This window comes from Pseudomonas ficuserectae (genome assembly GCF_024584585.1).
Lineage (GTDB): Bacteria > Pseudomonadota > Gammaproteobacteria > Pseudomonadales > Pseudomonadaceae > Aquipseudomonas > Aquipseudomonas amygdali.
This window is the reverse complement of record NZ_CP085684.1, coordinates 4016925-4040952: the sequence shown is the minus strand read 5'-3', so window position 1 is coordinate 4040952 and position 24028 is coordinate 4016925. Positions and strand designations below refer to the sequence as shown.

Below are 24028 nucleotides of genomic sequence, written 5' to 3'. Positions count from 1 at the left end.
GTCAGGAAGCGATCAGCTGTCGCAACACGTAATGCAGAATGCCCCCCGCCTTGAAGTATTCCACCTCGTTAAGCGTGTCGATGCGGCACAGCACGTCAACGGTTTCCTTGCTGCCGTCTTGGCGGTTGATATGCAGAGTCAGGCTCATGCCCGGTTGCACGTCGGCGTTGGTCAGTCCGGTGATTTTCAGCGTTTCCTTGCCGGTCAGGCCCAGTGTCTTGCGCGTCTGGCCGTTTTTGAACTGCAAAGGCAGCACGCCCATACCGACCAGATTCGAGCGGTGAATCCGTTCGAAGCTTTCGGCGATGACAGCCTTGACGCCTAACAGATTAGTACCCTTGGCCGCCCAGTCACGACTGGAGCCAGTGCCGTATTCCAGCCCCGCGATGATCACCAGCGGCGTATTTTCTGCCTGGTAGCGCATGGCTGCATCGTATATCGCCAGCTTCTCGCCGGAGGGCACATGCAACGTGTTACCGCCTTCCTCACCGCCGAGCATTTCGTTGCGAATGCGGATATTGGCGAAAGTGCCGCGCATCATCACTTCGTGGTTACCGCGGCGTGAGCCGTAGGAGTTGAAGTCCTGATATTTGACGCCTTTTTCCTGAAGGTAGCGTCCGGCGGGGCTGTCGACCTTGATATTCCCGGCAGGGGAGATGTGGTCGGTGGTCACCGAGTCGCCCAGCAAGGCGAGGATGCGCGCGTTTTCCACGTCTTCGATAACCGGTAATGGACCACCGATGTCTTCGAAGAACGGCGGGTGCTGAATGTACGTGGAGTCGTCCTGCCAGACATAAGTGGCGGCCTGTGGCACTTCGATGGCTTGCCATTGTTCGTCACCGGCAAACACTTCGGCGTATTCCTTGTGGAACATACCGGTGTTGACGCTGGCCACCGCGTCGGCGATTTCCTGCTGGCTTGGCCAGATATCGCGCAGGTAAACCGGTTTGCCGTCCGACCCTTCGCCTAGTGGCTCGCTGCTGATGTCGATGCGTACCGAGCCTGCCAGCGCGTAGGCAACCACCAGAGGCGGCGATGCCAGCCAGTTGGTCTTGACCAGCGGATGGACGCGGCCCTCGAAGTTGCGGTTGCCCGAGAGCACCGAGGCCACTGTCAGGTCGGATTGCTGAATGGCTTTTTCGATAGGCTCCAGCAGCGGGCCGGAGTTACCGATACAGGTGGTGCAGCCGTAACCCACCAGGTCGAAGCCCAGGGCGTCGAGGTATTGGGTCAGACCTGCCGCGTTGTAATAATCGGTGACTACTTTCGAACCGGGGGCCAGCGAGCTTTTCACCCAGGGCTTGCGCTTCAGGCCTTTCTCGACAGCTTTTTTTGCCACCAGCCCGGCGGCCATCATGACGCTGGGATTTGAGGTGTTGGTGCAGGAGGTGATCGCCGCGATGACCACGGCACCGTCCTTCAGGTTATAGGTCTGGCCGTTGTACTCATACTGGGTTTCACCGCTGACCTGAGCCTCGTTGCCCACCGCGACACCGCCGCCGCCTTCGCTTTCCAGACGACCTTCGTCGACCTTGGCAGGCTTGACCTGCAAACCGAGAAAGTCGCTGAATGCCTTGGATACATTCGGCAGCGCGACACGGTCTTGAGGACGTTTGGGGCCTGCAAGGCTGGCTTCCACGGTACTCATGTCCAGTTCCAGACTGTCGCTGAACACCGGTTCCTGACCTGCCAGACGCCACAGGCCCTGAGCCTTGCAATACGCCTCGACCAGCTTGACGGTCTCGTCAGGACGACCGGACAGACGCAGGTAGTCCAGCGTCACCTCATCGACCGGGAAGAAACCACAGGTCGCGCCGTATTCCGGTGCCATGTTGGCAATGGTCGCCCGGTCTGCCAGTGGCAGATCAGCCAGGCCGTCGCCGTAGAACTCGACAAACTTGCCGACCACACCTTTCTTGCGCAGCATCTGGGTGACGGTCAGCACCAGATCGGTAGCGGTGATGCCTTCCTTCAATTTGCCGGTCAGCCTGAAACCGATGACTTCCGGGATCAGCATCGACACTGGCTGGCCAAGCATCGCCGCCTCGGCTTCGATCCCACCCACGCCCCAGCCCAGCACGCCAAGGCCATTGATCATCGTGGTGTGCGAATCGGTGCCGACCAGAGTGTCGGGGAACGCGTAAGTGCGGCCGTCTTCTTCCTTGGTCCACACAGTGCGGCCCAAGTACTCGAGGTTCACCTGATGGCAAATGCCGGTGCCGGGCGGCACTACGCTGAAGTTATCGAAAGCGCTCTGACCCCAGCGCAGGAACGCGTAGCGCTCACCGTTGCGCTGCATCTCGATGTCGACGTTCTCGCCGAACGCTTCGGCGTTGCCAAACTTGTCGACCATCACCGAGTGGTCGATGACCAGGTCCACCGGGGACAGCGGGTTGATGCGCTGCGGGTCACCACCAGCCTTGGCCACGGCAGCGCGCATGGCGGCCAGATCGACCACTGCCGGCACACCGGTGAAGTCCTGCATCAGCACGCGGGCAGGGCGGTATTGAATTTCCCGGTCCGAATGGCGCTCGGTCAGCCAGTCGGCAATAGCCTTGAGGTCGTTACCGGTGACGGTCTTGTTGTCCTCCCAACGCAGCAGGTTTTCCAGCAGCACTTTGAGTGACATGGGCAGCTTGTCGAGGTCGCCAAGGGAGCGGGCAGCTTCCGGCAGGCTGAAATAATGGTAGGTCTTGTCGTCGATTTCGAGCGTTTTCAGGCTCTTCAGACTATCAAGGGAGGGCATGAATGTCTCCTTTCTGGATTGTTCTCCGAACATCGGTTCACGGGCTCCATGTGCATCAGGTCGGGAGCGCCGCATCAGGCTTCAACTGCTGTGGACTGTTGTGCAGCACCAGTGGTTCCTGGATTGGGCTATCATGCGCGGCTTTCAAGTCTGCGGGGTTACGCCCGAGTGCCCACTGCCCAGGAGTAACCCATGAATACACTGTTTATGCATTGCAGACCCGGTTTTGAAGGTGAAGTCTGCTCGGAGATATCCGATCACGCTGCGCGCCTTGACGTTGCCGGGTATGCCAAGGCACGCCCCGATACAGCCTGTGCCGAATTCATCTGCACCGAGGCGGATGGTGCCGAACGGTTGATGAATGGTCAGCGTTTCGACGCGCTGATCTTTCCCCGGCAATGGGCGCGGGGGATGTTTCTCGAGTTGCCGGAAACCGATCGCATCAGTGTGATCCTTGCGCAGCTTTCGGCGTTTCCGGCCTGCGGCAGCCTGTGGCTTGAGGTCGTGGATACCAACGACGGCAAGGAGCTGTCGAATTTCTGCAAGAAGTTCGAGGCACCGCTGCGCAAGGCTCTGATGCAGGCAGGCAAGCTGGTTGACGATCCGCGCAAGCCGCGTCTGTTACTGACCTTCAAGAGTGGCCGTGAAGTGTTTCTCGGTCTGGCCGATGCGGACAACTCTGCCATGTGGCCGATGGGCATCCCGCGCCTCAAGTTTCCCCGCGAGGCGCCTAGCCGTTCCACCTTGAAGCTGGAAGAGGCATGGCACCATTTCATCCCCAGAGACCAGTGGGACGAACGCATTTCCGGCGACATGACCGGCGTGGACCTTGGCGCCGCACCGGGTGGCTGGACGTATCAACTGGTGCGCCGGGGCATGCTGGTGACGGCCATCGATAACGGGCCGATGGCGGAAAGCCTGATGGATACCGGGCTGGTCCAGCACTTGATGGCTGACGGTTTTACCTACAAACCCCGGCACCCGGTGGACTGGATGGTCTGCGACATCGTCGAGAAGCCTGCGCGCAATGCCGCGTTGCTGGAAACCTGGCTGGGTGAAGGCCTGTGCCGCGAAGCAGTGGTCAACCTCAAACTGCCGATGAAACAGCGCTACGCCGAAGTACGCCGCTTGCTCGACCGTATCGAAGAAGGCTTTCAGGCGCGTGGCGTACGGGTGTCGATCGGCTGCAAACAGCTCTACCACGACCGCGAAGAAGTCACCTGCCACCTGCGCAGGCTTGATGTGGCCAAAGCGGCGAGAAAGTAATTTCTCACGCTCGCGCCGCATGCTTTAGTGACTATCGTGCCTGCGCTCTGCGTAGGTATGCAGTTCGTGAGACTCTGCGTCACAAATCTTCGATACGAAACAATGTCATGCCTTACACGCAGTCGCTGCCAATGCAGTGCTTTTCACCCGCGATGGCACTGTCGACGCAGAGTGCGACGTTAGTGACGGCTGAGTCCTGGCGCTGATGCGGGGGTAGCCTGGCAGGACGCCAGGCTAGCCGCAGCGGGCCATGGATGGCCCGTTGCGGCGACCCCCGGATCAGTGTCAGGGCGAAGGAACCCGACGGAGTCGGGCCGGAAACAGGAGCGAGGGGGTTTGGTTACTTTGCCCCGTCAAAGTAACTCGCCGAGGGGCGAAAAGGTGACCTGAGTCGACCTTCAATCCACCTGAAACCACAGAACCGATGTGTGACGCAGAGCGTCACGAACTGCATTCCCACGCGGAGCGTTGGAACGATCCTCATCGTAGTCTGAGCCCCATTTTCTGGACTTTCAGCACCAGCGCCACTCAACCAAACCCCACAATAGCCTTGGTCTCCAGATACTCTTCAAAGCCATGCACGCCATACTCGCGGCCATTGCCCGAGCGCTTGTAGCCGCCGAACGGGGCCATCGGGTTCCAGGCGGGGTAGTTCAGATGCACTTGTCCGGCACGAATGCGCGAAGCCACCGAACGGGCCTGCTCAAGATCCTGCCCCTGTACATGCGCGCCCAGACCGTAAACGGTGTCGTTGGCAATCGCCACGGCCTCATTAACCGCGTCGTAGGCAATCAGGCACAGCACCGGACCAAATATTTCTTCCCGGGCGATACGCATGGACGAGTCCACTTCGGAAAATACCGTCGGCCGGGTGTAGAAGCCTTGCTCATGGCCTTGCACACGCCCTGGCCCGCCGCAGACCAGCTTCGCGCCTTCACTCAGCCCGGCATCGATCATCGCCTGTACGCGGTGAAACTGTGCCTCGTTGGCGATCGGCCCCAGCACCGTTTCCTCCCGCTGCGGATCTCCCACAATGATCGCCTTGGCCGTCTCGGCTGCCAGCGCCTCAACTTCCGCCAGTCGGTTCCTGGGCACGATCATGCGGGTCGGCGCGCTGCACGACTGGCCAACGTTGCGGAATGCGGCCATCACGCCGGGCGGCACCGCTTTGGCGAAGTCGGCGTCGGGCAGCAGAATGTTCGGTGATTTACCGCCCAGTTCCTGAGTTACCCGTTTCACAGTCGGTGCGGCGGCCTGCGCCACCAATGCGCCTGCACGGTTGGACCCGGTGATCGAGATCATGTCGATGTCAGGGTGCGCAGCCATCGCGCCGCCCACTTCAGGGCCGCTGCCATTGACCAGGTTGAACACTCCCGGCGGCAGGCCCGCGTCGTGCACCAGTTGCGCGAACAGCAAGGCGCTCAATGGCGAGAGTTCGCTGGGTTTGAGCACCACCGTGCAGCCAGCGGCAATCGCCGGGGCGACTTTTGCAGTAATTTGATACAGCGGCCAGTTCCACGGCGTGATCAGCCCGCACACACCGATGGGTTCGCGTTCAATCGCGGTGCCGCTTTCGACGCTCTTGAAGCGATAGGTCGCCAGCAGGTCACGCGCAACACGAACGTGCTCTGCGGCAAGTGGCACCTGCATCGCCCGCGCAGAACTGATAGCTGCACCCATCTCCAGCGAGATGGCCTGCGCCAGTTGTTCCTTGCGCTCGAGGATAAGCTCGTGGATGCGCCCGATTATCTCCGCCCGGGCGGGCGCCGAGGTGCCGGACCAGCCCGCAAAGGCTGCCCGCGCCGCTGCAACCGCGCGGTCGACGTCGGCGGCCGAGCCACTGGCAACGTGCGCCACCACTTCTTCGGTCGCCGGGTTGATCACCGCAATACTGGCCGGGTTGAGCGGCGCCGACCAGCGACCATCGATATAGAATTTCTGCGCGGTGTCTGGATCAACGCGATGGCTGTTCAAGGACTGTGAGGTCATCCAGTGGGCTCCCTGGAGCGATAATGGGCGAGGTCAGGCCGTTTGATATCAGGCCGTTATATGCCTATAAGCTAACAAAGCGGTCTGGATAAAAAGCGCCGATCTGCCGGGCTGCAAAGAATAATCTGCTGTATGCAACCCGCTAACATTGCGGACCTGTTCCGTGGCTTTATCCGCGCTGATTTCAGCCTATGGCCTGGGTCACCAGTGCAAACTGCTGCACGTTCTTGCTTGATGGCGGTGGCGTTCCGAGCACCATGCGCGGTGCCCTGTCGACACACGGCAGGCCCAGGCTTTCGAGCCACGGTGCCAGGCCGCAATCAGCCAGAATGTCGAAGCGCACGAACATGTCTGGTATCCGTTGCAGCAGGTTGGCAATCAATTGCCGGGCCTGCTCTGCATCACCGGCCACCAGCGGGCCGATGATATGCCCGCGGCCGAAGCGACGCAGCAGGGCGATGCCTGTCAGGCGCCCCTCATGGTCGATGCCCACCGCCTGTTCTGCATCGCGCGACAACAGGTCATTCAGCACGACAGTGCGATCCAGACCGCTGCCTGCGTTGGCCAGCCTGATCAGTTCGGCATGGTCGGCCGGACCCAGCGTGCGAATCGGCAGACCATCGCTCGGCGTCGCCAGCCCTGACAGGTCAGCAATGCCCTGATGCTGCTGGATCCGCGCAAAATCGACAAAGCCAAGGCTCCGGTACAACGGCGCGCCCAGTTCCGTGGCATTGAGGATCGGTGTACGCGGTGCGGTTGCGTCAAGGCACAGATGCATCAGGCGGCGGCCGATGCCTTTGCCCTGATGTTCATCGCTGACAATCACCAAACCTATGGATGACCAGTCGCCCTGGTGGCAGGTGAATGCCACGCCCACCAGCTGGCCATCACGTTCGGCGACAAAACCCTCGGAGGTGCGTTGCACCATGGCCCAGTCTTCTTCGCGGTGCGGCCATTTGAGGTGTACCGAGAGGGCATGGGCCGCAGGAATGTCCGCCTCAGTCACCGGGCGATATCGATAGAGGGTATCTGGGGTCGCGTGCATAGAGCCTCCGTTGCAAGGGCGAAGTGGGTCGTTTCGGCTCATATGAGCTTGCCTGTGCTCATCAGGCTGGACGTGAACGGCATCTCGATAGCCGTCGGGTCAGTGAAGCGGCGGATATCGAATGGGGAGATCAGCGTGCGCGTGCTGCCGGCGCTGATCAGCTCGGCCATGACATCGCCGACGCCGGGGCCGAGCTGAAAGCCGTGGCCGCAGAAGCCAAACGCGTAGAACAGGCCGTCCACCTTGCCACTGCGGCCCATGATCGGCAGCGAATCCGGCGTATAGCTCTCGATGCCGCTCCAGACACGGATGATGTTCAGCTTCTCTGCGCCGGGTAACAGGCGTTTCATCTGCTTCATCTGGTTGATCAGGCTTTCCGGCTTGAAGTAGGCGCGGCGGTTGAGCATGTCCGGTTTGTTGCGATTACCACCGCCGATGATGATGTTGCCGCGCGGTATCTGGCGGAAATAGATCACTTCTTCCTTGATTTTGGTGAACACTCCGATCACCGTCGGCAGGGCGTAGGGCACCGGTTCGGTCACTGAGATTTGCGGCCCGTTGGGCTCCAGCGGAACCGGCTCGCCGAACTGCTCGGCCAGCTTGGCCGCCCAGGCCCCGGCGGTGATCAGCAATTGCTCGGCGACGAACAACTGGCCGTCGGTGGTGCTGACGTGAAACTCGCCGCCGACCTTCTGCACCTCTGCCACCTCGGTGCGCTCTTCGATTCTTGCCCCGGCGCGAATCGCCGCACGGGCGAAGGCGGGTGCGGCCAGGCGCGGGTTGGCGTGCCCGTCGTGGGGCGCATAAGAGCCGCCTTTGACCTCCGGGCCGAGAAACGGGAAGCGCTCATGCAGCGTCTTGCCCCTGATCACCTGCAAATCCAGCTCGCGGGCTTCGGGTGCGGCGGCATAGGCCTCCAGTTCAGCGATTTCGTCTTCGCGATAACACACGCGCATATGGCCGCTTGGAATGAACTCCAGGTCTTCGCCGATCAGTTCGGGCAGGCGTTTCCACAGCGCCCAGGAGCGATTGGAGAGTTCCAGCTGGCCGAGAAAGCGGCCCTGGCGGCGCACATTGCCGAAGTTGACGCCGCTGGCGTACTGGCCGATCTGGTCGCGCTCCAGCAGAGTTACCGAGCGCCCGTGCTGGCGCAGGAAAAACGCTGATGACGAGCCCATGAAGCCGCCGCCGATAATCAGAACGTCGCTTTTTTGCGGGGTCATGAGGTGCTCCCGATAGTGTTCATCGTACGGTGCGCGCCAGGGCTTCGATCTCGATCAGGTAGCCGTGGTGCAATTCTGGAACCGGCACCACGGCGCGGGCCGGGCGATGGTCGCCCAGATAGCCTGCATAAATGCGGTCGAAGGCCGGCCAGTGCTGGATGCCTGCGATGTAAATGGTCACTTTCAGCAGGTCATCGGTCGTGCATCCTGCTGCCTCAAGAATGGCAGCCAGGTTGTCCAGCGCAATAGCGGCCTGCACCTCGAATGGCTCGTCGACGCTGTGGCTGCCGTCAGCGCGCACCGGCAGTTGCCCGGAAACATGCAGCGTGCCTTCATGCAACACTGCCTGGGAATAATGCCCGCCTGGTGCGGCGGCCAGGGGTGTGCGAATCAGTTCGATATCACCAGCCATGCAATCGACTCCAGGTGTGAATTGCGCCTTCGGCATCGCAGGCGTGGTAGTCCGGGAACTGCGCACCGGTAGCACAGGCGTGGTTGGGCAGAATGCGCAGCCGGCTGCCGATGGGGAAGCGCGTAGTAATGTCTGCCTGGCTGCCGGTGGCGAGCGTGATGATGCCATGCTCCTGATTGGCACCCGTCACCCGCGCGCCGTCGATCCACTCGCCGGTTTCGCTGCACACCTGGCCGTAGCCGAAATCCTCACGCTGGCGCTGGGTGCCGCGATCCCGGCTCATGGCCATCCAGCCTGCGTCAACGATGATCCAGCCCTTGTCTTGCTGATGGCCGATGACCGTGGTCAGCACACTCAGGGCCAGTTCGTCGGCGCGGCACACGCCGATGTTGTGCATCACCAGATCGAAGAATACATAGACCCCGGCACGTACTTCGGTCACGCCTTACAGGCTCTGCGCCGACAGCGCGGTAGGCGTTGAGCCGATGCTGACTTTCGCGCAGGGCAGCCCCGCTTGCCGAATGCGCTCGGCGGCGCTGACGCAAAGCCTGCGCTCCTGCTCGGCGAGGGCTTGCAGCGCTTCGGGGGTGTCGAGGTCGTAACTGGACCCGGCATGGGTCATGACCCCTCGCAGGTGCATGCCGCCCTCGATCAGCGTTCTCGCGACTTCGACGAGCGAAGGGTCGTCGACGGTCAGCCCGGAACGATGGCCGTCGCAATCGATTTCGATCCACACATCAAAGTTCTCATCATGTCGCTGGCCGAAGGAGACAATCGACTGGGCAGCGGCCACGCTGTCGGTCAGGATGCTCAGGCGGCAACCATTGCGCCGCAGTTTGAGTGCCTGGTCCAGTTTGCCAGGTGCGATGGCGACGGCGTAGAACACGTCGTCGATGCCCTCGGCAAAGCAGTGTTCGGCCTCCTTCAGGGTCGAGACCGTCACGCCGCTGGCACCTGCAGCTATCTGCGCCTGAATCACCGGCAGGCATTTGCTGGTCTTCACGTGCGGACGCAAACGCACACCCAGCTCATTCATGCGGTGTTGCATGCGCTGGATATTGCGCTGCATACGCGGCACATCAAGCAACGCGACAGGCGTATCGAGAGAAGACAAGAGGGCAGACATGGACAGAGCTCGCGTGACTGGGTACGGCTGCCACTCTACTCACGGGTGATGAAGCTGTGGTTCAATGCTTTGTCATCAATCCTTAAGCTGAGCTGAATGATCGCTATCGAAGACCTGCGTCTGGCCGTGGCGCTATCGCGCTGCGAGTCCCTCAGTGCTGCGGCCAGAGTCCTGAATGTCTCGCCGCCCGCGCTGTCGATGCGCTTGCGCAAGCTGGAGACGCAGTTGGGCATTACCCTGGCCAATCGCGACGCCAGACGCCTGAGCCTGACGGCCGATGGCGAGCGTTTCGCACAGGAAAGCGCGCACCTGCTGGAACAGCTTGAAGCGCTTCCGGAATCGTTCAAGCAGCACGATGAGCGACTGGTCGGCACCCTGCGTCTGGCAGCTCCGTTTGGTTACGGTCGCCAGCGCATTGCGCCTTTGCTGGCGCGCTTTGCCAAACTGCACCCGCAATTGCGTCTGCACCTGGACCTGCGCGAAACGCCGTGGCCCGATCGGCATGACAGCGACGCAGTGATTCATATCGGCAGCCTCAATGACAGCCTGTGGATCGCCAGACCGTTGGCGCACAACCATCGCTGGCTGTGCGCCAGCCCGGCGTATCTGGAGCAGCACGGCGCGCCTTCGACGCCTGACGAGCTGGAGTGTCATCGCTGCATCTGCATTCGCGAAAACGATGAAGACGTGACCCTCTGGCACCTGAGCAAGGGCCAGGCGAAAAAGACCCTGCGCATCGAGCCTGCGCTGCTCAGCAACGACGGCTCGGTTGCCCGGCGCTGGGCCGAGCAGGGACTGGGCATCGTCTTGCGCTCGCAGTGGGACGTCAGCGACGCCATTGCCAGCGGCAGGCTGGTGAGGTTGCTCGCCGATTGGCAACTGGCCAGCGCGCCGATCAACCTGCTGGTGCCCGTGCGCAAGCACCGCAGCGCCAGGGTGCAGGCACTGACGGAGTTTCTGGAGACGGCGCTGAAGGGCTGATCACGCTAATCACGTAGGCGCTGTTGGTCGCATTATCGAACACCTCAATTGACGCTCACGGCAAGGCGCGGGTATAAACTGCGTCTTGTGTTTTTGTCGGATTTTTCTCCATGAGCTTCAGCCCCCTGATTCGCCAGTTGATCGATGCCTTCCGCGTGCTGCCGGGCGTCGGTCAGAAAACCGCTCAGCGCATGGCGTTGCAGCTGCTGGAGCGCGACCGTAGCGGCGGCTCACGGCTGGCGCTGGCCTTGGGGCAGGCGATGGATGGCGTTGGTCATTGCCGCTCATGCCGCACCCTCACTGAAGAGGAGCTCTGCCCGCAATGCGCCGACCCGCGCCGTGATGACACGCTGCTGTGTGTGGTGGAAGGGCCGACGGATGTCTACGCGGTGGAGCAGACTGGTTATCGCGGTCGCTACTTTGTGCTCAAGGGCCATCTGTCGCCACTCGACGGCTTGGGGCCGGAAGCCATCGGCATTCCGCAACTGATGGAGCGTATCAGCCAGCAGGGCACCTTCACTGAGGTGATCCTCGCCACCAACCCGACGGTGGAAGGCGAAGCGACGGCGCATTACATCGCCCAGTTGCTCCACGAAAAAGGCCTGGTCGCGTCGCGCATTGCTCACGGTGTGCCATTGGGTGGCGAGCTGGATCTGGTCGACGGCGGCACCCTGGCGCACTCGTTTGCAGGGCGCAAGCCGATTGCGTTGTGATGCGCCCTTGTTCCTGCGCTATCAGTAGCGCGGGGTAATATCCCGCTCCACAGGCGGCGCATTCGGGTCCTGGCCTGCCGGAAACTTGCCTTTCAGGTGCCAGGCGAAAGCGATGATTTCGGCAATCGTGCGGTACAGTGGCTCGGGGATGCTATCGCCCAGTTCCATGCGTGCCAGCAGTTTGACCAGTTCGGCGTTCTCGTAGATCGGCACTTCATATTCACGGGCAATGGCCAGAATGGCCTCGGCCAGCTGGTCGTCGCCCTTGGCGCTGAGCGTCGGGGCCTGTTGGCCGCCGTAGCTCAGGGCAATAGCCTGGCGCGGGACATGGTCGGGTAGGGACATCAGGCGTTCTCGTCAATCCAGCGTTGTTCAAGGGCGGTGCGCCGGCCACTGGGCGGTGCGCCGTGGCTGCAGGCCAGTTCGCCGACTGCTAGGCCGCAGGCAATCAGCCGCTCGCGCAAATATCCCAATTCATGTTCAATCAAGACCGCGCTGTCGGGCCGCTCGGCCCACAGCTGACTGGACAGCGTGCCGCGCAACAACTGCGCATGCACCTGCAGCGGCCCCAACGGCTCAAGGTCGAATGCCAGATCGACTTTCCAGAGCTTTTCCCGGGTTTCCTTGACCTCGACATCGTCACGGTCTTCGGCAGCTTCCTGATCCGGCTTGTCTTCACGCTGCACCTTGACCTGCAAGGGCACGATGTCATGCGCGTTACGCATTGGCACTTCCAATTGCCAAGTAGTCACCTGAGTGCCGTCGGCATTGGTGCGGGTCTGCTCCAGACCGCCCAACTGGTGGCTTTGCAGGCGCGAAACAGCTGCCGCAGCCAGCTTGAGCAGAATCTCCAGGTCGTCCTCTTTTTCGCCACCGCTGACGTTGCGCGACGGCAGCGGAAAGATGCTCGGCTGGGTGCGTGCGGCAACCAGCCCAAGGGTGCCCAGGGCATTGCGAATCGCATTGGGCATGGCCCGCGCCAGGGTGTTGGAAGCAGCGGCGGCGCTGTAAGTGGTGTTGTCCGGCAACCCCGGAAGAATCTGCGCAATCAGGCGCATCAGGTTGGCTTTCATGTCCGGAACCTGAGCCGGATTGAGCCCGGCAAGCAGCTTTGCTTCCAGAAACACGCCACTGGCATTGAGGGCCTGGGCGACGCCTTTCGGTGTGCTCATCTGCTCTATGTCGGGCAGATCGTCCAGCAACTGGCTGATGGCGGCTTGCAGCGGGGAACTGATCGCTGAGTTGCTGGCAGGGCTGGCACTGGTTGTATTGGCTGACTGCAGGTTTTGCAGGGCGTTGATCAGGTTATCCAGCGAGCCTTGGCGGTTCTGCTGGGCGGCCAGTTGCTGCGCCACGGCCAGTTGATCGAAACGACCGGGCAGGGCGACGAAGTTCAGCGCCTGGTTGCCTTGTACCTGCGCGCTCAGCAGGCTGCCGACCGTCAGCGGCTGCGGGCTTTCGATGGTCAGGCTGGAGCCCGCCAGCGCAGTATTGAGCAGCATCACGATGGAGCGATAAGTGGGCGTTGCGGCACCCGGGTTTTGCGTGGCCAGTTGATTGACTGCCTGCGCGATCACCTGGCTGGTCATGACCTTGCCCTGCAACAGCGTGCCGACCGGCAATTGTTGCGTATCGATGCTGGTCATCGAGTTTTTCAGCGCGCTGTTGATCTGTTGCAGCGTCAGTGTCAGCTCGTTGGGCGAGGCTTGCGCCACCTGTAACAGGCTGCCGGGCGTGAACGGTACGCTGCTGGTGACCTGCAGGTTGGTCAGGCTGCCATTGGCGAGTACCAGCCGCAGCAGCAACTGGAAGTTCTGGTTGACCTGCTTGAGGGTCAGCACTTCGGCGTCGACGGTTTCGCCTTCGGGAATCAGATTATCCGCCGATTGCAGCAGGGTCAGCACCTGCGCAGGGGAGATGCCGGCGCGCAGCAGGGTTGTGGTAGGGATTGTCGCCGGGACGCTGGTGATGTCGCCTGTCATTGAAATATCGACCTGAGGAAATTGCCCCTTTGATAACAGGACTCGCATGTATAATACCGGCCAAAACCGGACCAGCCGCCATTAACTTCTCTTCATGTAACGGCCATATCACCCCCGACTTGAACCGCCTTTTACTGCGTATGTGTCTGTTTTGGTACATTTCGCGACGCTCCAGCACTGGAAACGCCCGATGATCCCAGCCCCCCCATTTTTGCAAGCGACGGCTCTGACGTGTGAGCGGGACGGGCGGATGCTGTTCGAAAACCTTGATCTGCAGGTGCGCACGGGGGACATGCTGCAGGTCAGCGGTCCCAATGGCAGTGGCAAGACCAGCCTGCTGCGCCTGTTGTGCGGGCTGATGCAACCCACGGCCGGGCACGTGCTGCTCAACGGCCAGCCAGCGGGCCGCCAGCCGACAGCGCCGGGGCTCAATCTGTTGTGGGTTGGCCATGCGTCGGCGCTCAAGGACCTGCTGACACCGCTGGAGAATCTTTCCTGGCTCTGTGCGCTTCATCACCCGGCCGATGCCGATGCCATTTTCAATGCGCTCGACGCGGTCGGGCTGGCAGGTTTCGAAGATGTGCCGTGTCACACCTTGTCGGCCGGGCAGCAGCGTCGCGTCGCGCTGGCGCGTCTGTATCTGCCAGGCCCGCCACTCTGGTTGCTCGATGAACCGTTCACCGCGCTGGATCGCCAGGGCATTGCCCAACTGGAAAACCATCTCGCCGGGCACTGTGAAAAGGGCGGCATGATCATCATGACCACTCATCACACCCTGAGCCGCCTGCCTGCGGGCTATCGGGACATCGATCTGGGGCAGTGGGCAGCATGAGCAACGTCTTTGCCCTGCTGATCGCTCGTGAGTTTCGCCTGCTGGCCAGGCGTCCGGCAGAGCTTGCCAACCCGCTGGTGTTCTTTGCGATAGTGGTCGCCTTGTTCCCGCTGGCACTGGGGCCGCAGACGCAATTGTTGCAAGCCTTGTCACCGGGGCTGGTCTGGGTCGCGGCACTGCTGGCCGTGTTGCTGTCGCTGGATGGGCTGTTTCGCAGTGATTTCGAGGATGGCTCGCTGGAACAGTGGGTCCTTTCGCCGCACCCGCTGGCCCTTCTGGTCCTGAGCAAAGTGCTGGCACACTGGGTTTTTTCCGGGCTGGCACTGGTATTGTTGTCGCCCTTGCTGGCGCTGATGCTGGGGCTGCCGGTGCGGTGCCTGCCGGTGTTGATGGTGTCGCTGCTATTGGGCACGCCAGTGCTCAGCCTGCTGGGTGCAGTCGGTGCGGCGCTGACCGTGGGTTTGAAGCGCGGCGGCCTGTTGCTGGCGTTGTTGATTCTGCCGCTGTACATCCCGGTATTGATTCTGGGCAGCGGTGCGTTGCAAGCCGCGCTGCAAGGCATGCCAGCGACTGGCTATCTGCTGTGGCTGGGCTGCCTGAGCGTGCTGGCGATCACTCTGACCCCCTTTGCGATAGCCGCTGGCCTGAAAATCAGCGTCGGTGAATAAATTGAGGTTCCGGGATCGAGAATTCGATGCCGGTCAACACCCTGGATACACCTGATGAAAAGCAACGCCATGAAAAGCAGCATCGGTTGGGCCTGGCTGCACACACTCGGCTCACCGAAAGGGTTTTACCGCATCAGCGCACGTCTGCTGCCGTGGCTAAGTGTGGCCGCTGCACTGCTGCTCGGCATCGGCATCATCTGGGGGCTGGCGTTTGCGCCGCCGGATTACCAGCAGGGCAACAGCTTCCGGATCATTTATATCCATATGCCTGCCGCCATGCTCGCCCAGTCCTGCTACGTCATGCTGGCCCTGTGCGGCGTGGTCGGGCTGGTCTGGAAAATCAAACTGGCCGATGTCGCGCTGCAATGCGCTGCACCCATTGGCGCGTGGATGACCGCGCTGGCACTGGCGACCGGCGCGATCTGGGGCAAGCCGACCTGGGGCGCGTGGTGGGTCTGGGACGCGCGCCTGACCTCAATGCTGATTCTGCTGTTCCTGTATTTCGGCCTGATCGCGTTGGGCAATGCCATCAGCAACCGCGCCAGCGCTGCCAAGGCCTGTGCACTGCTGGCCATCGTCGGCGTGGTGAATATCCCGATCATCAAATATTCGGTCGAGTGGTGGAATACCCTGCACCAGGGCGCGACGTTCAGCCTTACGGAAAAACCGGCCATGCCTGCCGAAATGTGGCTGCCGTTGCTGTTCACGGTGTTGGGTTTCTACTGCTTCTTCGGCGTCGTATTGCTGCTGCGTATGCGCCTTGAAGTGCTGCGTCGCGAGTCGCGCACCCAGTGGGTCAAGGCCGAGGTTCTGCGGAGCCTGGGGCAAACGCCAGCACCGTCGGAGGGCAGGTCTTGAACTTCGCGTCATTCAGCGACTTTCTCGCCATGGGCCGCCACGGGCTGTTTGTCTGGTCGGCCTACGGTCTGTGCCTGTTGGTGTTGCTGATCAACGTGGCAATGCCGCTGGTGGCGCGCCGGCGGTTCCTGAAACAACAGGCGCGTCGCCTGAAGCGGGAGAATCGTTGGTGAACCCGTTGCGCAAAAAACGTCTGTTGATCATTGCCGCCCTGCTGGCTGGCGTCGGGCTGGCCCTGACCCTGGCGCTCGGTGCGCTGAAGGAAAACATCAATCTGTTCTACACCCCAAGCCAGATCGCCAACGGCGAAGCACCGCTGGACACGCGCATTCGTGCTGGCGGCATGGTGGAAAAGGGCTCATTGCAGCGTTCGGCGGACTCGCTGGATGTGCGTTTTGTGGTCACCGATTTCAACAAGTCGGTGACCATCACCTATCGCGGCATTCTTCCCGATCTGTTCCGCGAAGGGCAGGGCATTGTCGCGTTAGGCAAGCTCAATGCGCAGGGTGTGGTGGTGGCCGATGAGGTGCTGGCCAAACATGACGAGAAGTACATGCCGCCCGAAGTCACCAAGGCGCTGCGCGACAGCGGCCAGGCGGCACCGGGCGGCTCTTCCACACCTGCGAAACAGGGCTGATCGATGATTCCCGAACTCGGCCATCTGGCGATGATTCTGGCACTCGGCTTTGCGCTGGTGCAGGCCATTGTTCCGCTGATCGGTGCATGGCGCGGCGACCGCCTGTGGATGAGCCTGGCGCGTCCGGCGGCGTGGGGCCAATTCAGTTTTCTGATCTTTGCCTTCGGTTGCCTGACCTACGCGTTCATGACCGACGACTTTTCCGTTACCTATGTGGCGCAGAATTCCAACACGGCGCTGCCCTGGTATTACAAATTCAGCGCCGTGTGGGGCGCGCATGAAGGCTCGTTGCTGCTCTGGGCGCTGATTCTCGGCGGCTGGACCTTCGCTGTTTCGGTGTTTTCCCGGCAATTGCCTCAGGTAATGCTGGCGCGGGTGCTCGCCGTGATGGGCATGATCAGCCTGGGCTTCCTGTTGTTTCTGATCCTCACCTCCAACCCGTTCGCCCGTCTTCTGCCGCAAATGCCTGCCAACGGACGCGATCTTAACCCCCTGTTGCAGGATATAGGCCTGATCGTGCATCCGCCGATGCTCTACATGGGCTATGTCGGTTTTTCCGTGGCCTTTGCCTTCGCCATCGCCGCCTTGCTTGGCGGCCGACTCGACGCCGCCTGGGCGCGCTGGTCGCGGCCATGGACGCTGGTGGCCTGGGCCTTTCTCGGTGTCGGGATCAGCCTTGGCTCATGGTGGGCTTATTACGAATTGGGCTGGGGCGGCTGGTGGTTCTGGGACCCAGTGGAAAACGCCTCGTTCATGCCATGGCTGGTGGGCACTGCGCTGATTCACTCGCTGGCGGTCACGGAAAAACGTGGTGTGTTCAAGAGCTGGACGGTGCTGCTGGCAATTGCCGCATTTTCCCTGAGCCTGCTGGGTACGTTTCTGGTGCGTTCCGGGGTGCTGACTTCGGTGCACGCTTTCGCCTCGGACCCGGCACGCGGCGTGTTTATCCTGATGTTCCTGCTGGTCGTGGTGGGCGGCTCGCTGACCCTGTTTGCGATTCGTGCGCCGGTGGTCAAAAGCCATGTCGGCTTCGGCCTGTGGTCGCGGGAAACCCTGTTGCTGGGCAATAACCTGTTACTGGTGACTTCTGCGTCGATGATCCTGCTGGGTACCCTTTATCCGCTGGTGATCGATGCCATGAGCGGAGCCAAGATGTCGGTCGGCCCGCCGTATTTCAATGCGCTGTTCGTACCGTTGATGGGGCTGTTGCTGGTGGTCATGGCGGTCGGCGTGCTGGTGCGCTGGAAGGACACACCGCTGAAATGGCTGCTGGGTATGCTTGCCCCGGTACTGGTTGGCAGCGCCGTGCTGGCAGTGCTCGCCGCTCTGCTAATGGGCGATTTCCAGTGGGCGGTGCTGGCCACCTTCATGCTCGCCGCCTGGGTGCTGCTGGCCGGGGTTCGCGACCTGCTCGACAAGACCCGTCACAAGGGCCTGCTTCGCGGCGCGCTTGGCCTGACCCGCAGTTATTGGGGCATGCAGCTGGCGCACCTTGGCATTGTGGTGTGCGCGCTGGGCGTGGTGTTGTCCAGCCAGAACAGCGCCGAGCGCGATTTGCGCATGGCCCCTGGCGAGTCCACTGAGCTGGGCGGTTACGTCTTTGTATTCGAGGGCGCGAAGCATTATGAAGGGCCGAATTTCACCTCCGATCGCGGCACCGTTCGCGTTCTGCGCAACGGGGCGCAGATCACTGAATTGCACCCGGAAAAACGTCTGTACAGCGTGCAGCAGTCAATGATGACCGAAGCAGGCATTGATGCCGGTTTCAGCCGCGATCTTTACGTAGCATTGGGTGAACCGCTGGGCAATGGCGCATGGGCCGTACGGGTTCACGTCAAACCGTTTGTGCGCTGGATCTGGCTTGGTGGTCTGCTGACCGGTCTGGGTGGTGTGCTGGCGGCGTTTGACCGTCGTTATCGCACGCGGGTCAAAAGCAAAGTGCGCGAGGCGTTGGGCATGTCGGGAGTTGCACTGTGAAGCGCTGGGTCATGCTCCTGCCGCTGGCGTTGTTTCTCGGCGTGGCGGCGTTCCTGTATCGCGGTTTGTATCTGGACCCCGCCGAGCTGCCGTCGGCGCTGATCGGCAAGCCGTTTCCGCAGTTTTCGCTGCCCGAAGTTCAAGGCAGCCGCGTATTGACCCGCGCCGACCTGCTGGGCAAACCCGCGCTGGTCAATGTCTGGGGCACCTGGTGCGTGGCCTGTCGGGTCGAGCATCCTGTGCTGACCCGGCTGGCGCAGCAGGGCGTGCTGATCTACGGCGTGAATTACAAGGACGTCAACGCCGACGCGCTGAAATGGCTCAAGGAATTTCACGATCCTTATCAGCTGAATATCCGTGACGACGACGGCTCGCTGGGGCTGAACCTGGGCGTGTACGGTGCGCCGGAGACCTTCCTGATCGACCGTCAGGGCATTATTCGTTACAAGCATGTCGGGGTCATCAATGATGCTGTGTGGCGAGAAAAGCTCGCTGCCCGTTACCAGCAATTGGTTGATGAGGCGCAGCCATGAAGCGCTGCCTGATGATTGTCCTGCTCAGCGTGCTGTGCTCAGGCATCGCCCGCGCCGCCATCGACGCCTACACTTTTCGCGACGATGCCGAGCGTGCCCGCTACAGCGAACTGACCAAGGAGCTGCGCTGCCCCAAATGCCAGAATCAGGACATCGCCGATTCCAACGCGCCGATTGCCGCTGACTTGCGCAAGGAAATCTACCGCATGCTGGGTGAAGGGCAGAGCAATCAGCAGATCATCGACTTCATGGTTGATCGCTACGGTGACTTCGTTCGCTACAAACCCAGCCTCAATGCGCGCACTTGGCTGCTCTGGTTCGGCCCGGCCGGTCTGCTGATCGGCGGTCTGGTGGTGATCGGTTTCATCGTCGGGCGGCGTCGCAAGGCGCACTCCGAACAGGCCGATGTGCTTTCCGAGGATGAGCGACAACGCCTCGCCGCTTTGCTGGATGACCACCGCCCATGATCGATTTCTGGATCGCTACCGGGCTTCTTTTGCTCGTGGCGCTGGGTTTTCTGCTGATACCGGTGCTGCGCGGCCATCGTGCGCAACGTGAAGAAGACCGCACAGCCCTGAACGTGGCGTTGTATCAGGAACGGCTTAGCGAGTTGCAGGTTCAGCAAGAGCAGGGCGTGTTGTCGGTGACGCAACTGCAAGGCGCTCGTGCCGAAGCTGCGTGCGAGCTGCTCGCCGACACTGAAGGCGCAGAGCCTGCCCGCACATCGCGTCTGGGCAAGCCCTCGCTGGTGCTGGCTGCGGTGCTGGTCCCTGTATTGGGGCTGGCGGGTTATCTGCAACTGGGTGCCAGTGACCGGGTTGAACTGAGCCGCGCATTCTCTCGACCACCAACCTCGCTGGCAGACCTGACCCAGCGCCTGGAGCGCAGCGTGCAGGCTCAGCCGGATTCAGCCGAAAACCTGTATTTTCTGGCGCGCAGCTACATGGCGCAGAACCGCCCCGGTGACGCCGCGCAGATGTTCGAGCGCTCGGTGACACTGGCCGGAAGATCGCCAGAGCTGCTCGGGCAATGGGCGCAGGCGTTGTATTTCGCCAGCGACAAACACTTCACCGCACAGGTGCAGGCGCTGACCGACGAAGCGCTGCAGGCCGACCCCAACGAAGTCACCAGCCTCGGCCTGCTGGGGATTGCCGCGTTCGAAACACAGCGTTATCAGGCAGCGGTGGATTACTGGACCCGCCTGCTGGCGGCGTTGCCCGCGCAGGACGCTTCGCGCTCGGCGCTGGAAGGCGGCATAGCCCGCGCCAGAGAAAACCTTGCCGGGCAGGCCGCGCCGGTCAAGGCCAGGGCGCTCAAAGTGCGTGTCACGCTGGCTGCCTTGCTCAAGGGTAACGTTCAACCGGGTGACAGCGTGTTCATCTTCGCCCGTGCAATCAACGGCCCGGCCGCGCCACTGGCGGTCAAACGCATCACGGTGGCGGACCTGCCTGCCGAGGTTGAACTGAGTGATGCCGATGCAATGATGCCGCAACTGAACCTGTCGAACTTTGCGCAAGTCCAACTGGTTGCGCGAGTGTCTCGCGCAGGGCAGCCAACCACCGGTGAGTGGGTTGGCCGCAGTCAGCCGCTGGCCAGCGACATCGCGGCGCAGCAGTTGGTGACCATCGACAGTCCGGATAACTAGAGAAATTGCTTATGTACCGTACCGCACGCATCACCTTGTTGGGGCTGGTCGTTGGCCTGAGTGCCTGTGCTGTCCAGCATCCGGCACCGCCTCACAGCCAGGATCCGATCCTTAACCTGCCGGGCGGCCAGCAACCCGGCGCACCGCGCCCGAACACGGCGCCTGCCGAGCCTGCCAAAGCGCCAGCCGCAGCGCCGAAGACCTCGGCCAGTTTCGCCCCGCCACCGGGCGGTGGCAGCCATTGGGACCCGCGCCTGGGCGTGTACGTGATGGACGATCAGCCCAACACCTTCTATCGCCAGCGTACTTACTATCAGTGGAACAACGGCTGGAGCTGGGCAACCAACCCTAACGGTCCGTGGCAGGCGACCGATGCCAGCGGCGTTCCGGCCGGGCTGGGTAAGCAGTTCAGTAACTGATTCAAGCCTGCAAATGAAAACGGCGACCTGATGGGTCGCCGTTTTGCGTTTCGGGGGACTTATTTGCCCGGATAGATCTGGTCGAACACACCACCGTCAATGAAGTGGGTCTTCTGCACTGTGCGCCAGTCACCGAAGGTTTTCTCGACCGACAGGAAGTCCACTTTCGGGAAGCGGTCGGTGTATTTGGCCAAGACCTGCGGATCACGTGGGCGCAGGTAGTTTTTCGCCGCGATTTCCTGACCTTCCGGTGACCACAGGTATTTCAGGTAATCTTCGGCCAAGGCGCGGGATTTTTTCTTGTCCACGACCTTGTCAACCACACTCACTGGCGGCTCGGCTTCTGCCGACACGGACGGGTAGACCACTTCAAACTGGTCGCGACCGAATTCACGAGCGATCATTTCCGCTTCGTTTTCGAAGGTCACCAGCACGTCGCCGATCTGGTTGGTCATGAACGTTGTGGTCGCGCCTCGACCGCCCGTGTCGAGTACTGGCACATGGCGGAACAGTTCACCGACGAATTTCTTCGCGGCCGCTTCATCGCCACCTTTTTTCAGGGTGTAGCCCCAGGCCGACAGGTACGTGTAGCGGCCGTTGCCCGAGGTTTTCGGGTTAGGCACGATGACTTCCACGCCGTCCTTGATCAGGTCCGGCCAGTCTTTCAGGGCTTTCGGGTTGCCCTTGCGCACGATAAACACAGTGGCCGAGGTGAACGGAGCACTGTTGTTCGGCAGGCGGCTGACCCAGTCTTTCGGCACCAGCTCGCCATTGTCGGCCAGCGCGTTGATATCGGTCGCCATGTTCATGGTAATCACGTCAGCCGGCAGCCCGTCGATGACCGAGCGCGCCTGCTTGCTCGAACCGCCAAAGGACATCTGCACGGTCACGTCTTCATTTTTCTCGGCTTTCCAATGCTTCTGGAAGGCGCTGTTGTAGTCCTTGTAGAAATCACGCATCACGTCGTAGGAGACGTTGAGCAGCGTCGGGGCTGCCTGGGCAGCGCTGGCAAAGGCCAGGCCAGCGGCCAGTAGCGAGGCGGCGAAGAGTTTATTCACTGCAGGGTCCTTGAGATGAAGAGTCGTGTGTAAAGCCTGATGGCGTAATGCCGCGACACTATCAGTATCGCGCCTGCTGTTTAAAGACTGAAAAGGTCTTTGCTTATGCCTTGGACTCTACTTTTGCAAACAATTGATTACCGCAGCGTGAGCAGAACGCCGCGCCGTGTTCGTGGAAGTTCTTCGAGCACATCGGGCAATCGTGTTTCAACTGTTCGCCGCGCATGGCGTTGGCCAGTTCGGCGGTGAATATACCGGTGGGCACGGCGATGATCGAGTAGCCGATGATCATCACCAGCGACGAGAGCATCTGCCCGACCGGCGTCTTCGGCACGATATCGCCAAAGCCCACAGTGGTCAGGGTCACGATAGCCCAGTAAATGCCTTTGGGGATGCTGGTGAAGCCGTGCTCCGGGCCTTCGATCACGTACATCAGCGTACCGAACACCGTGACCAGAGTGGAAACGGTGACCAGAAACACGATGATCTTCTGCTTGCTGCCGCGCAGCGCAGCCAGCAAATAGTTGGCCTGGCGCAGGTAAGTGCCGAGCTTGAGCACCCGGAAAATCCGTAGCATACGGATGATCCGCACGATCAGCAGGTATTGCGCGTCGCTGTAATAGATCGACAGAACCCCCGGCACAATGGCCAGCAGGTCGACCAGCCCGTAGAAACTGAACGCGTACTTCAGCGGTCGGGGCGAGCAGTACAGGCGCAGGATGTATTCGATCGCGAACAGCAGCGTAAAGCCCCATTCGATCCAGGCGAACAGCATTGCGTAATCGCGATGAATACTCTCGATGCTGTCGATGACCGTGACCAGCAGGCTGAGCAGAATCGCGACCAGCACAATCTTGTCAAACGTTCTGCCGGCAGGCGTATTCGCCTCGAAAATAACGATATGCAACCGCTCGCGGCGGCTGAGAGAGGTGTCCATGGTGCTTCCCGATTCGAATATCGGCAGAGCCTAGGAGCATTGGGCAGGTGAGTGCAAGCACACAACACCTGCGGGAGCGAGTCGTGCGACGCTTCGCCTGCTCGCGAAGAGGTCGTTATAGCCCGCGTAAACAGGGTGTTTGGAGCAACGTCTTCGTGAGTAAGCTCACTCCCACAGAAGTCTTTACTCACAGTTCGACAGGCGGCAGCTCCCGCTTTTCGGGTTCTTGTAAGACCTACGTAGACAGATCGGCGCTGGAGCGTAAGGAACGACAGCCTCAATTATCGTGCGTCGCTCTGCGTCGCATGCCGTTCTGGACGCTCTGCGTCCTCTTGTGGCGTAGAGCGTCCAGTGCTGGAATCATCAGGTATAACAAGCCAGGTGGTGAGCGTCGGCAATGACTGACGCGGGAGGATGCATGCAGTATTCAGGTGAGGGCTTTTCGATCAGAGTATTGGCGTTTGATGATTGCGAGTTGATCAACCGGTACGAAAAGGCCAATCGCAAGCATCTGCAGCCTTGGGAACCGTTCAGGGACGATGACTATTTCATTCTCGAAAACGCCAGATCCAGGGTTCAGCAGCAGTGGGAAAGCATGCAGTCCGGCAGCGCGGTTTTCTTCCTCGTCATCGACTCAGACGGCGGCGAATTGCTGGGGCGGTGCAGTTACACGAATATCGTGAGGGGCGTTTTTCAGGCCTGCAACCTCGGCTTCTCGCTGGCAGAGACTGCTCAGGGGCGTGGCTTGATGCAAAGGGCGCTTGAGGTGAGCAATCGCTATTGTTTCGAACAGATGGGGCTGCATCGAATCATGGCCAGCCACATGCCAGCCAATGTACGCAGCGAGCGACTTCTGCAATCACTCGGCTTCGAAAAGGAAGGGTACGCGCGCGCCTACCTGAAAATTGCCGGAGTTTGGGAAGACCATGTCCTGAGGGCACTGATCAATCCGAACGAGGCCTGATGGCGAGGCGAGCGCCT

General features: G+C 61.2%; 23 protein-coding genes and 1 pseudogene. 14 read left to right on the top strand and 10 right to left on the bottom strand.

Annotation, left to right across the window (positions count from 1 at the left end; all coding sequences use genetic code 11):
• Position 1 precedes the first annotated feature (1 nt).
• Positions 2-2746, bottom strand: coding sequence for an aconitate hydratase AcnA (acnA, locus tag LJU29_RS17730; RefSeq protein ID WP_057423533.1), 2745 nt, complete (start codon positions 2744-2746; stop codon positions 2-4).
• A gap of 192 nt (positions 2747-2938) precedes the next feature.
• Between acnA and rlmM the strand changes: the two genes are divergently transcribed.
• Positions 2939-4012, top strand: a complete 1074-nt coding sequence (gene rlmM, locus LJU29_RS17725; RefSeq protein ID WP_057423532.1) for a 23S rRNA (cytidine(2498)-2'-O)-methyltransferase RlmM — start codon at positions 2939-2941, stop codon at positions 4010-4012.
• Between the two features lie 528 nt (positions 4013-4540).
• On the opposite strand, the gene LJU29_RS17720 is transcribed toward rlmM, so the two are convergent.
• The 5 genes and pseudogenes from LJU29_RS17720 to LJU29_RS17700 form a co-directional block, all read right to left on the bottom strand.
• The gene (locus LJU29_RS17720; RefSeq protein WP_257111003.1) at positions 4541-6001 is read right to left on the bottom strand and encodes an aldehyde dehydrogenase family protein; all 1461 of its coding nucleotides are present in this window, start codon (positions 5999-6001) and stop codon (positions 4541-4543) included.
• Between the two features lie 184 nt (positions 6002-6185).
• Complete coding sequence (locus tag LJU29_RS17715) at positions 6186-7046, bottom strand: GNAT family N-acetyltransferase (RefSeq protein WP_005754672.1); 861 nt, start codon at positions 7044-7046, stop codon at positions 6186-6188.
• A 38-nt stretch (positions 7047-7084) separates the two neighbouring features.
• On the bottom strand, positions 7085-8269 hold the full coding sequence (locus tag LJU29_RS17710) for an NAD(P)/FAD-dependent oxidoreductase (RefSeq protein ID WP_005754670.1): 1185 nt from the start codon (positions 8267-8269) through the stop codon (positions 7085-7087).
• Between the two features lie 19 nt (positions 8270-8288).
• Positions 8289-8681 (bottom strand): RidA family protein, encoded by a 393-nt coding sequence (locus LJU29_RS17705; protein ID WP_005744616.1) that lies wholly within the window; start codon positions 8679-8681, stop codon positions 8289-8291.
• Positions 8671-9807, bottom strand: a pseudogene (locus tag LJU29_RS17700) (DSD1 family PLP-dependent enzyme). Before LJU29_RS17700 ends, LJU29_RS17705 begins: the two are co-directional and overlap by 11 nt.
• A gap of 96 nt (positions 9808-9903) precedes the next feature.
• On the opposite strand from LJU29_RS17700, the gene LJU29_RS17695 reads away from it, so the two are divergent.
• Together LJU29_RS17695 and recR are read left to right on the top strand one after the other, a co-directional pair.
• On the top strand, positions 9904-10788 hold the full coding sequence (locus tag LJU29_RS17695; protein ID WP_257111002.1) for a LysR family transcriptional regulator: 885 nt from the start codon (positions 9904-9906) through the stop codon (positions 10786-10788).
• A gap of 110 nt (positions 10789-10898) precedes the next feature.
• A complete protein-coding gene (gene recR, locus LJU29_RS17690; RefSeq protein ID WP_002554228.1) occupies positions 10899-11501 on the top strand; it encodes a recombination mediator RecR in 603 nt (200 codons plus the stop codon).
• A gap of 21 nt (positions 11502-11522) precedes the next feature.
• Here the strand turns inward: recR and LJU29_RS17685 are convergent, their stop codons facing one another.
• Positions 11523-11846: an EscU/YscU/HrcU family type III secretion system export apparatus switch protein gene (locus tag LJU29_RS17685; RefSeq protein ID WP_005754664.1), complete on the bottom strand. Its 324-nt coding sequence runs from the start codon at positions 11844-11846 to the stop codon at positions 11523-11525.
• The gene (gene fliK, locus LJU29_RS17680) at positions 11846-13483 is read right to left on the bottom strand and encodes a flagellar hook-length control protein FliK (protein WP_257111001.1); all 1638 of its coding nucleotides are present in this window, start codon (positions 13481-13483) and stop codon (positions 11846-11848) included. The genes LJU29_RS17685 and fliK overlap by 1 nt, the downstream gene beginning before the upstream one ends.
• A 190-nt stretch (positions 13484-13673) precedes the next feature.
• On the opposite strand from fliK, the gene ccmA reads away from it, so the two are divergent.
• Genes ccmA through LJU29_RS17630 form a run of 10 tightly spaced genes read left to right on the top strand, consistent with a single transcriptional unit; the run spans position 13674 to position 21052 of the window.
• Positions 13674-14315, top strand: coding sequence for a cytochrome c biogenesis heme-transporting ATPase CcmA (gene ccmA, locus LJU29_RS17675; protein WP_011169058.1), 642 nt, complete (start codon positions 13674-13676; stop codon positions 14313-14315).
• A complete protein-coding gene (gene ccmB / locus LJU29_RS17670) occupies positions 14312-14983 on the top strand; it encodes a heme exporter protein CcmB (protein WP_005754657.1) in 672 nt (223 codons plus the stop codon). Before ccmA ends, ccmB begins: the two co-directional genes overlap by 4 nt.
• Positions 14984-15037: 54 nt before the next feature.
• The gene (locus tag LJU29_RS17665; RefSeq protein WP_057422198.1) at positions 15038-15841 is read left to right on the top strand and encodes a heme ABC transporter permease; all 804 of its coding nucleotides are present in this window, start codon (positions 15038-15040) and stop codon (positions 15839-15841) included.
• A complete protein-coding gene (gene ccmD / locus LJU29_RS17660) occupies positions 15838-16014 on the top strand; it encodes a heme exporter protein CcmD (RefSeq protein WP_005754653.1) in 177 nt (58 codons plus the stop codon). The genes LJU29_RS17665 and ccmD overlap by 4 nt, the downstream gene beginning before the upstream one ends.
• On the top strand, positions 16011-16478 hold the full coding sequence (gene ccmE / locus LJU29_RS17655) for a cytochrome c maturation protein CcmE (RefSeq protein WP_005754652.1): 468 nt from the start codon (positions 16011-16013) through the stop codon (positions 16476-16478). The genes ccmD and ccmE overlap by 4 nt, the downstream gene beginning before the upstream one ends.
• A gap of 3 nt (positions 16479-16481) precedes the next feature.
• Complete coding sequence (locus LJU29_RS17650) at positions 16482-18455, top strand: heme lyase CcmF/NrfE family subunit (protein WP_257111000.1); 1974 nt, start codon at positions 16482-16484, stop codon at positions 18453-18455.
• Entirely contained in the window at positions 18452-18988 is a 537-nt protein-coding gene (locus LJU29_RS17645; RefSeq protein WP_005754645.1) for a DsbE family thiol:disulfide interchange protein, read from the top strand. The genes LJU29_RS17650 and LJU29_RS17645 overlap by 4 nt, the downstream gene beginning before the upstream one ends.
• Positions 18985-19455, top strand: coding sequence for a cytochrome c-type biogenesis protein (locus tag LJU29_RS17640; RefSeq protein ID WP_005744628.1), 471 nt, complete (start codon positions 18985-18987; stop codon positions 19453-19455). Before LJU29_RS17645 ends, LJU29_RS17640 begins: the two co-directional genes overlap by 4 nt.
• Positions 19452-20633: a c-type cytochrome biogenesis protein CcmI gene (gene ccmI, locus LJU29_RS17635; protein ID WP_257110999.1), complete on the top strand. Its 1182-nt coding sequence runs from the start codon at positions 19452-19454 to the stop codon at positions 20631-20633. Before LJU29_RS17640 ends, ccmI begins: the two co-directional genes overlap by 4 nt.
• Before the next feature lie 11 nt (positions 20634-20644).
• On the top strand, positions 20645-21052 hold the full coding sequence (locus tag LJU29_RS17630; protein WP_002554216.1) for a hypothetical protein: 408 nt from the start codon (positions 20645-20647) through the stop codon (positions 21050-21052).
• Between the two features lie 59 nt (positions 21053-21111).
• Here the strand turns inward: LJU29_RS17630 and LJU29_RS17625 are convergent, their stop codons facing one another.
• Positions 21112-22110, bottom strand: coding sequence for a sulfate ABC transporter substrate-binding protein (locus tag LJU29_RS17625; protein WP_002554215.1), 999 nt, complete (start codon positions 22108-22110; stop codon positions 21112-21114).
• Between the two features lie 103 nt (positions 22111-22213).
• Positions 22214-23047: an ion transporter gene (locus LJU29_RS17620; protein ID WP_057424016.1), complete on the bottom strand. Its 834-nt coding sequence runs from the start codon at positions 23045-23047 to the stop codon at positions 22214-22216.
• Positions 23048-23465: 418 nt separating this feature from the next.
• On the opposite strand from LJU29_RS17620, the gene LJU29_RS17615 reads away from it, so the two are divergent.
• Positions 23466-24011: a GNAT family N-acetyltransferase gene (locus tag LJU29_RS17615; protein WP_004657079.1), complete on the top strand. Its 546-nt coding sequence runs from the start codon at positions 23466-23468 to the stop codon at positions 24009-24011.
• Positions 24012-24028: the final 17 nt, after the last annotated feature.

Coding starts and splice junctions, on each gene's coding strand:
- LJU29_RS17695 (WP_257111002.1), top strand. CDS start 9,904: ATGATCGCTATCGAAGACCTGCGTCTGGCCGTGGCGCTATCGCGCTGC.
- LJU29_RS17615 (WP_004657079.1), top strand. CDS start 23,466: ATGCAGTATTCAGGTGAGGGCTTTTCGATCAGAGTATTGGCGTTTGAT.
- LJU29_RS17650 (WP_257111000.1), top strand. CDS start 16,482: ATGATTCCCGAACTCGGCCATCTGGCGATGATTCTGGCACTCGGCTTT.
- fliK (WP_257111001.1), bottom strand. CDS start 13,483: ATGACAGGCGACATCACCAGCGTCCCGGCGACAATCCCTACCACAACC.
- LJU29_RS17715 (WP_005754672.1), bottom strand. CDS start 7,046: ATGCACGCGACCCCAGATACCCTCTATCGATATCGCCCGGTGACTGAG.
- LJU29_RS17630 (WP_002554216.1), top strand. CDS start 20,645: ATGTACCGTACCGCACGCATCACCTTGTTGGGGCTGGTCGTTGGCCTG.
- acnA (WP_057423533.1), bottom strand. CDS start 2,746: ATGCCCTCCCTTGATAGTCTGAAGAGCCTGAAAACGCTCGAAATCGAC.
- LJU29_RS17685 (WP_005754664.1), bottom strand. CDS start 11,846: ATGTCCCTACCCGACCATGTCCCGCGCCAGGCTATTGCCCTGAGCTAC.
- ccmI (WP_257110999.1), top strand. CDS start 19,452: ATGATCGATTTCTGGATCGCTACCGGGCTTCTTTTGCTCGTGGCGCTG.
- ccmB (WP_005754657.1), top strand. CDS start 14,312: ATGAGCAACGTCTTTGCCCTGCTGATCGCTCGTGAGTTTCGCCTGCTG.
- LJU29_RS17665 (WP_057422198.1), top strand. CDS start 15,038: ATGAAAAGCAACGCCATGAAAAGCAGCATCGGTTGGGCCTGGCTGCAC.
- LJU29_RS17720 (WP_257111003.1), bottom strand. CDS start 6,001: ATGACCTCACAGTCCTTGAACAGCCATCGCGTTGATCCAGACACCGCG.
- LJU29_RS17620 (WP_057424016.1), bottom strand. CDS start 23,047: ATGGACACCTCTCTCAGCCGCCGCGAGCGGTTGCATATCGTTATTTTC.
- rlmM (WP_057423532.1), top strand. CDS start 2,939: ATGAATACACTGTTTATGCATTGCAGACCCGGTTTTGAAGGTGAAGTC.
- LJU29_RS17710 (WP_005754670.1), bottom strand. CDS start 8,269: ATGACCCCGCAAAAAAGCGACGTTCTGATTATCGGCGGCGGCTTCATG.
- LJU29_RS17640 (WP_005744628.1), top strand. CDS start 18,985: ATGAAGCGCTGCCTGATGATTGTCCTGCTCAGCGTGCTGTGCTCAGGC.
- recR (WP_002554228.1), top strand. CDS start 10,899: ATGAGCTTCAGCCCCCTGATTCGCCAGTTGATCGATGCCTTCCGCGTG.
- LJU29_RS17705 (WP_005744616.1), bottom strand. CDS start 8,681: ATGGCTGGTGATATCGAACTGATTCGCACACCCCTGGCCGCCGCACCA.
- ccmA (WP_011169058.1), top strand. CDS start 13,674: ATGATCCCAGCCCCCCCATTTTTGCAAGCGACGGCTCTGACGTGTGAG.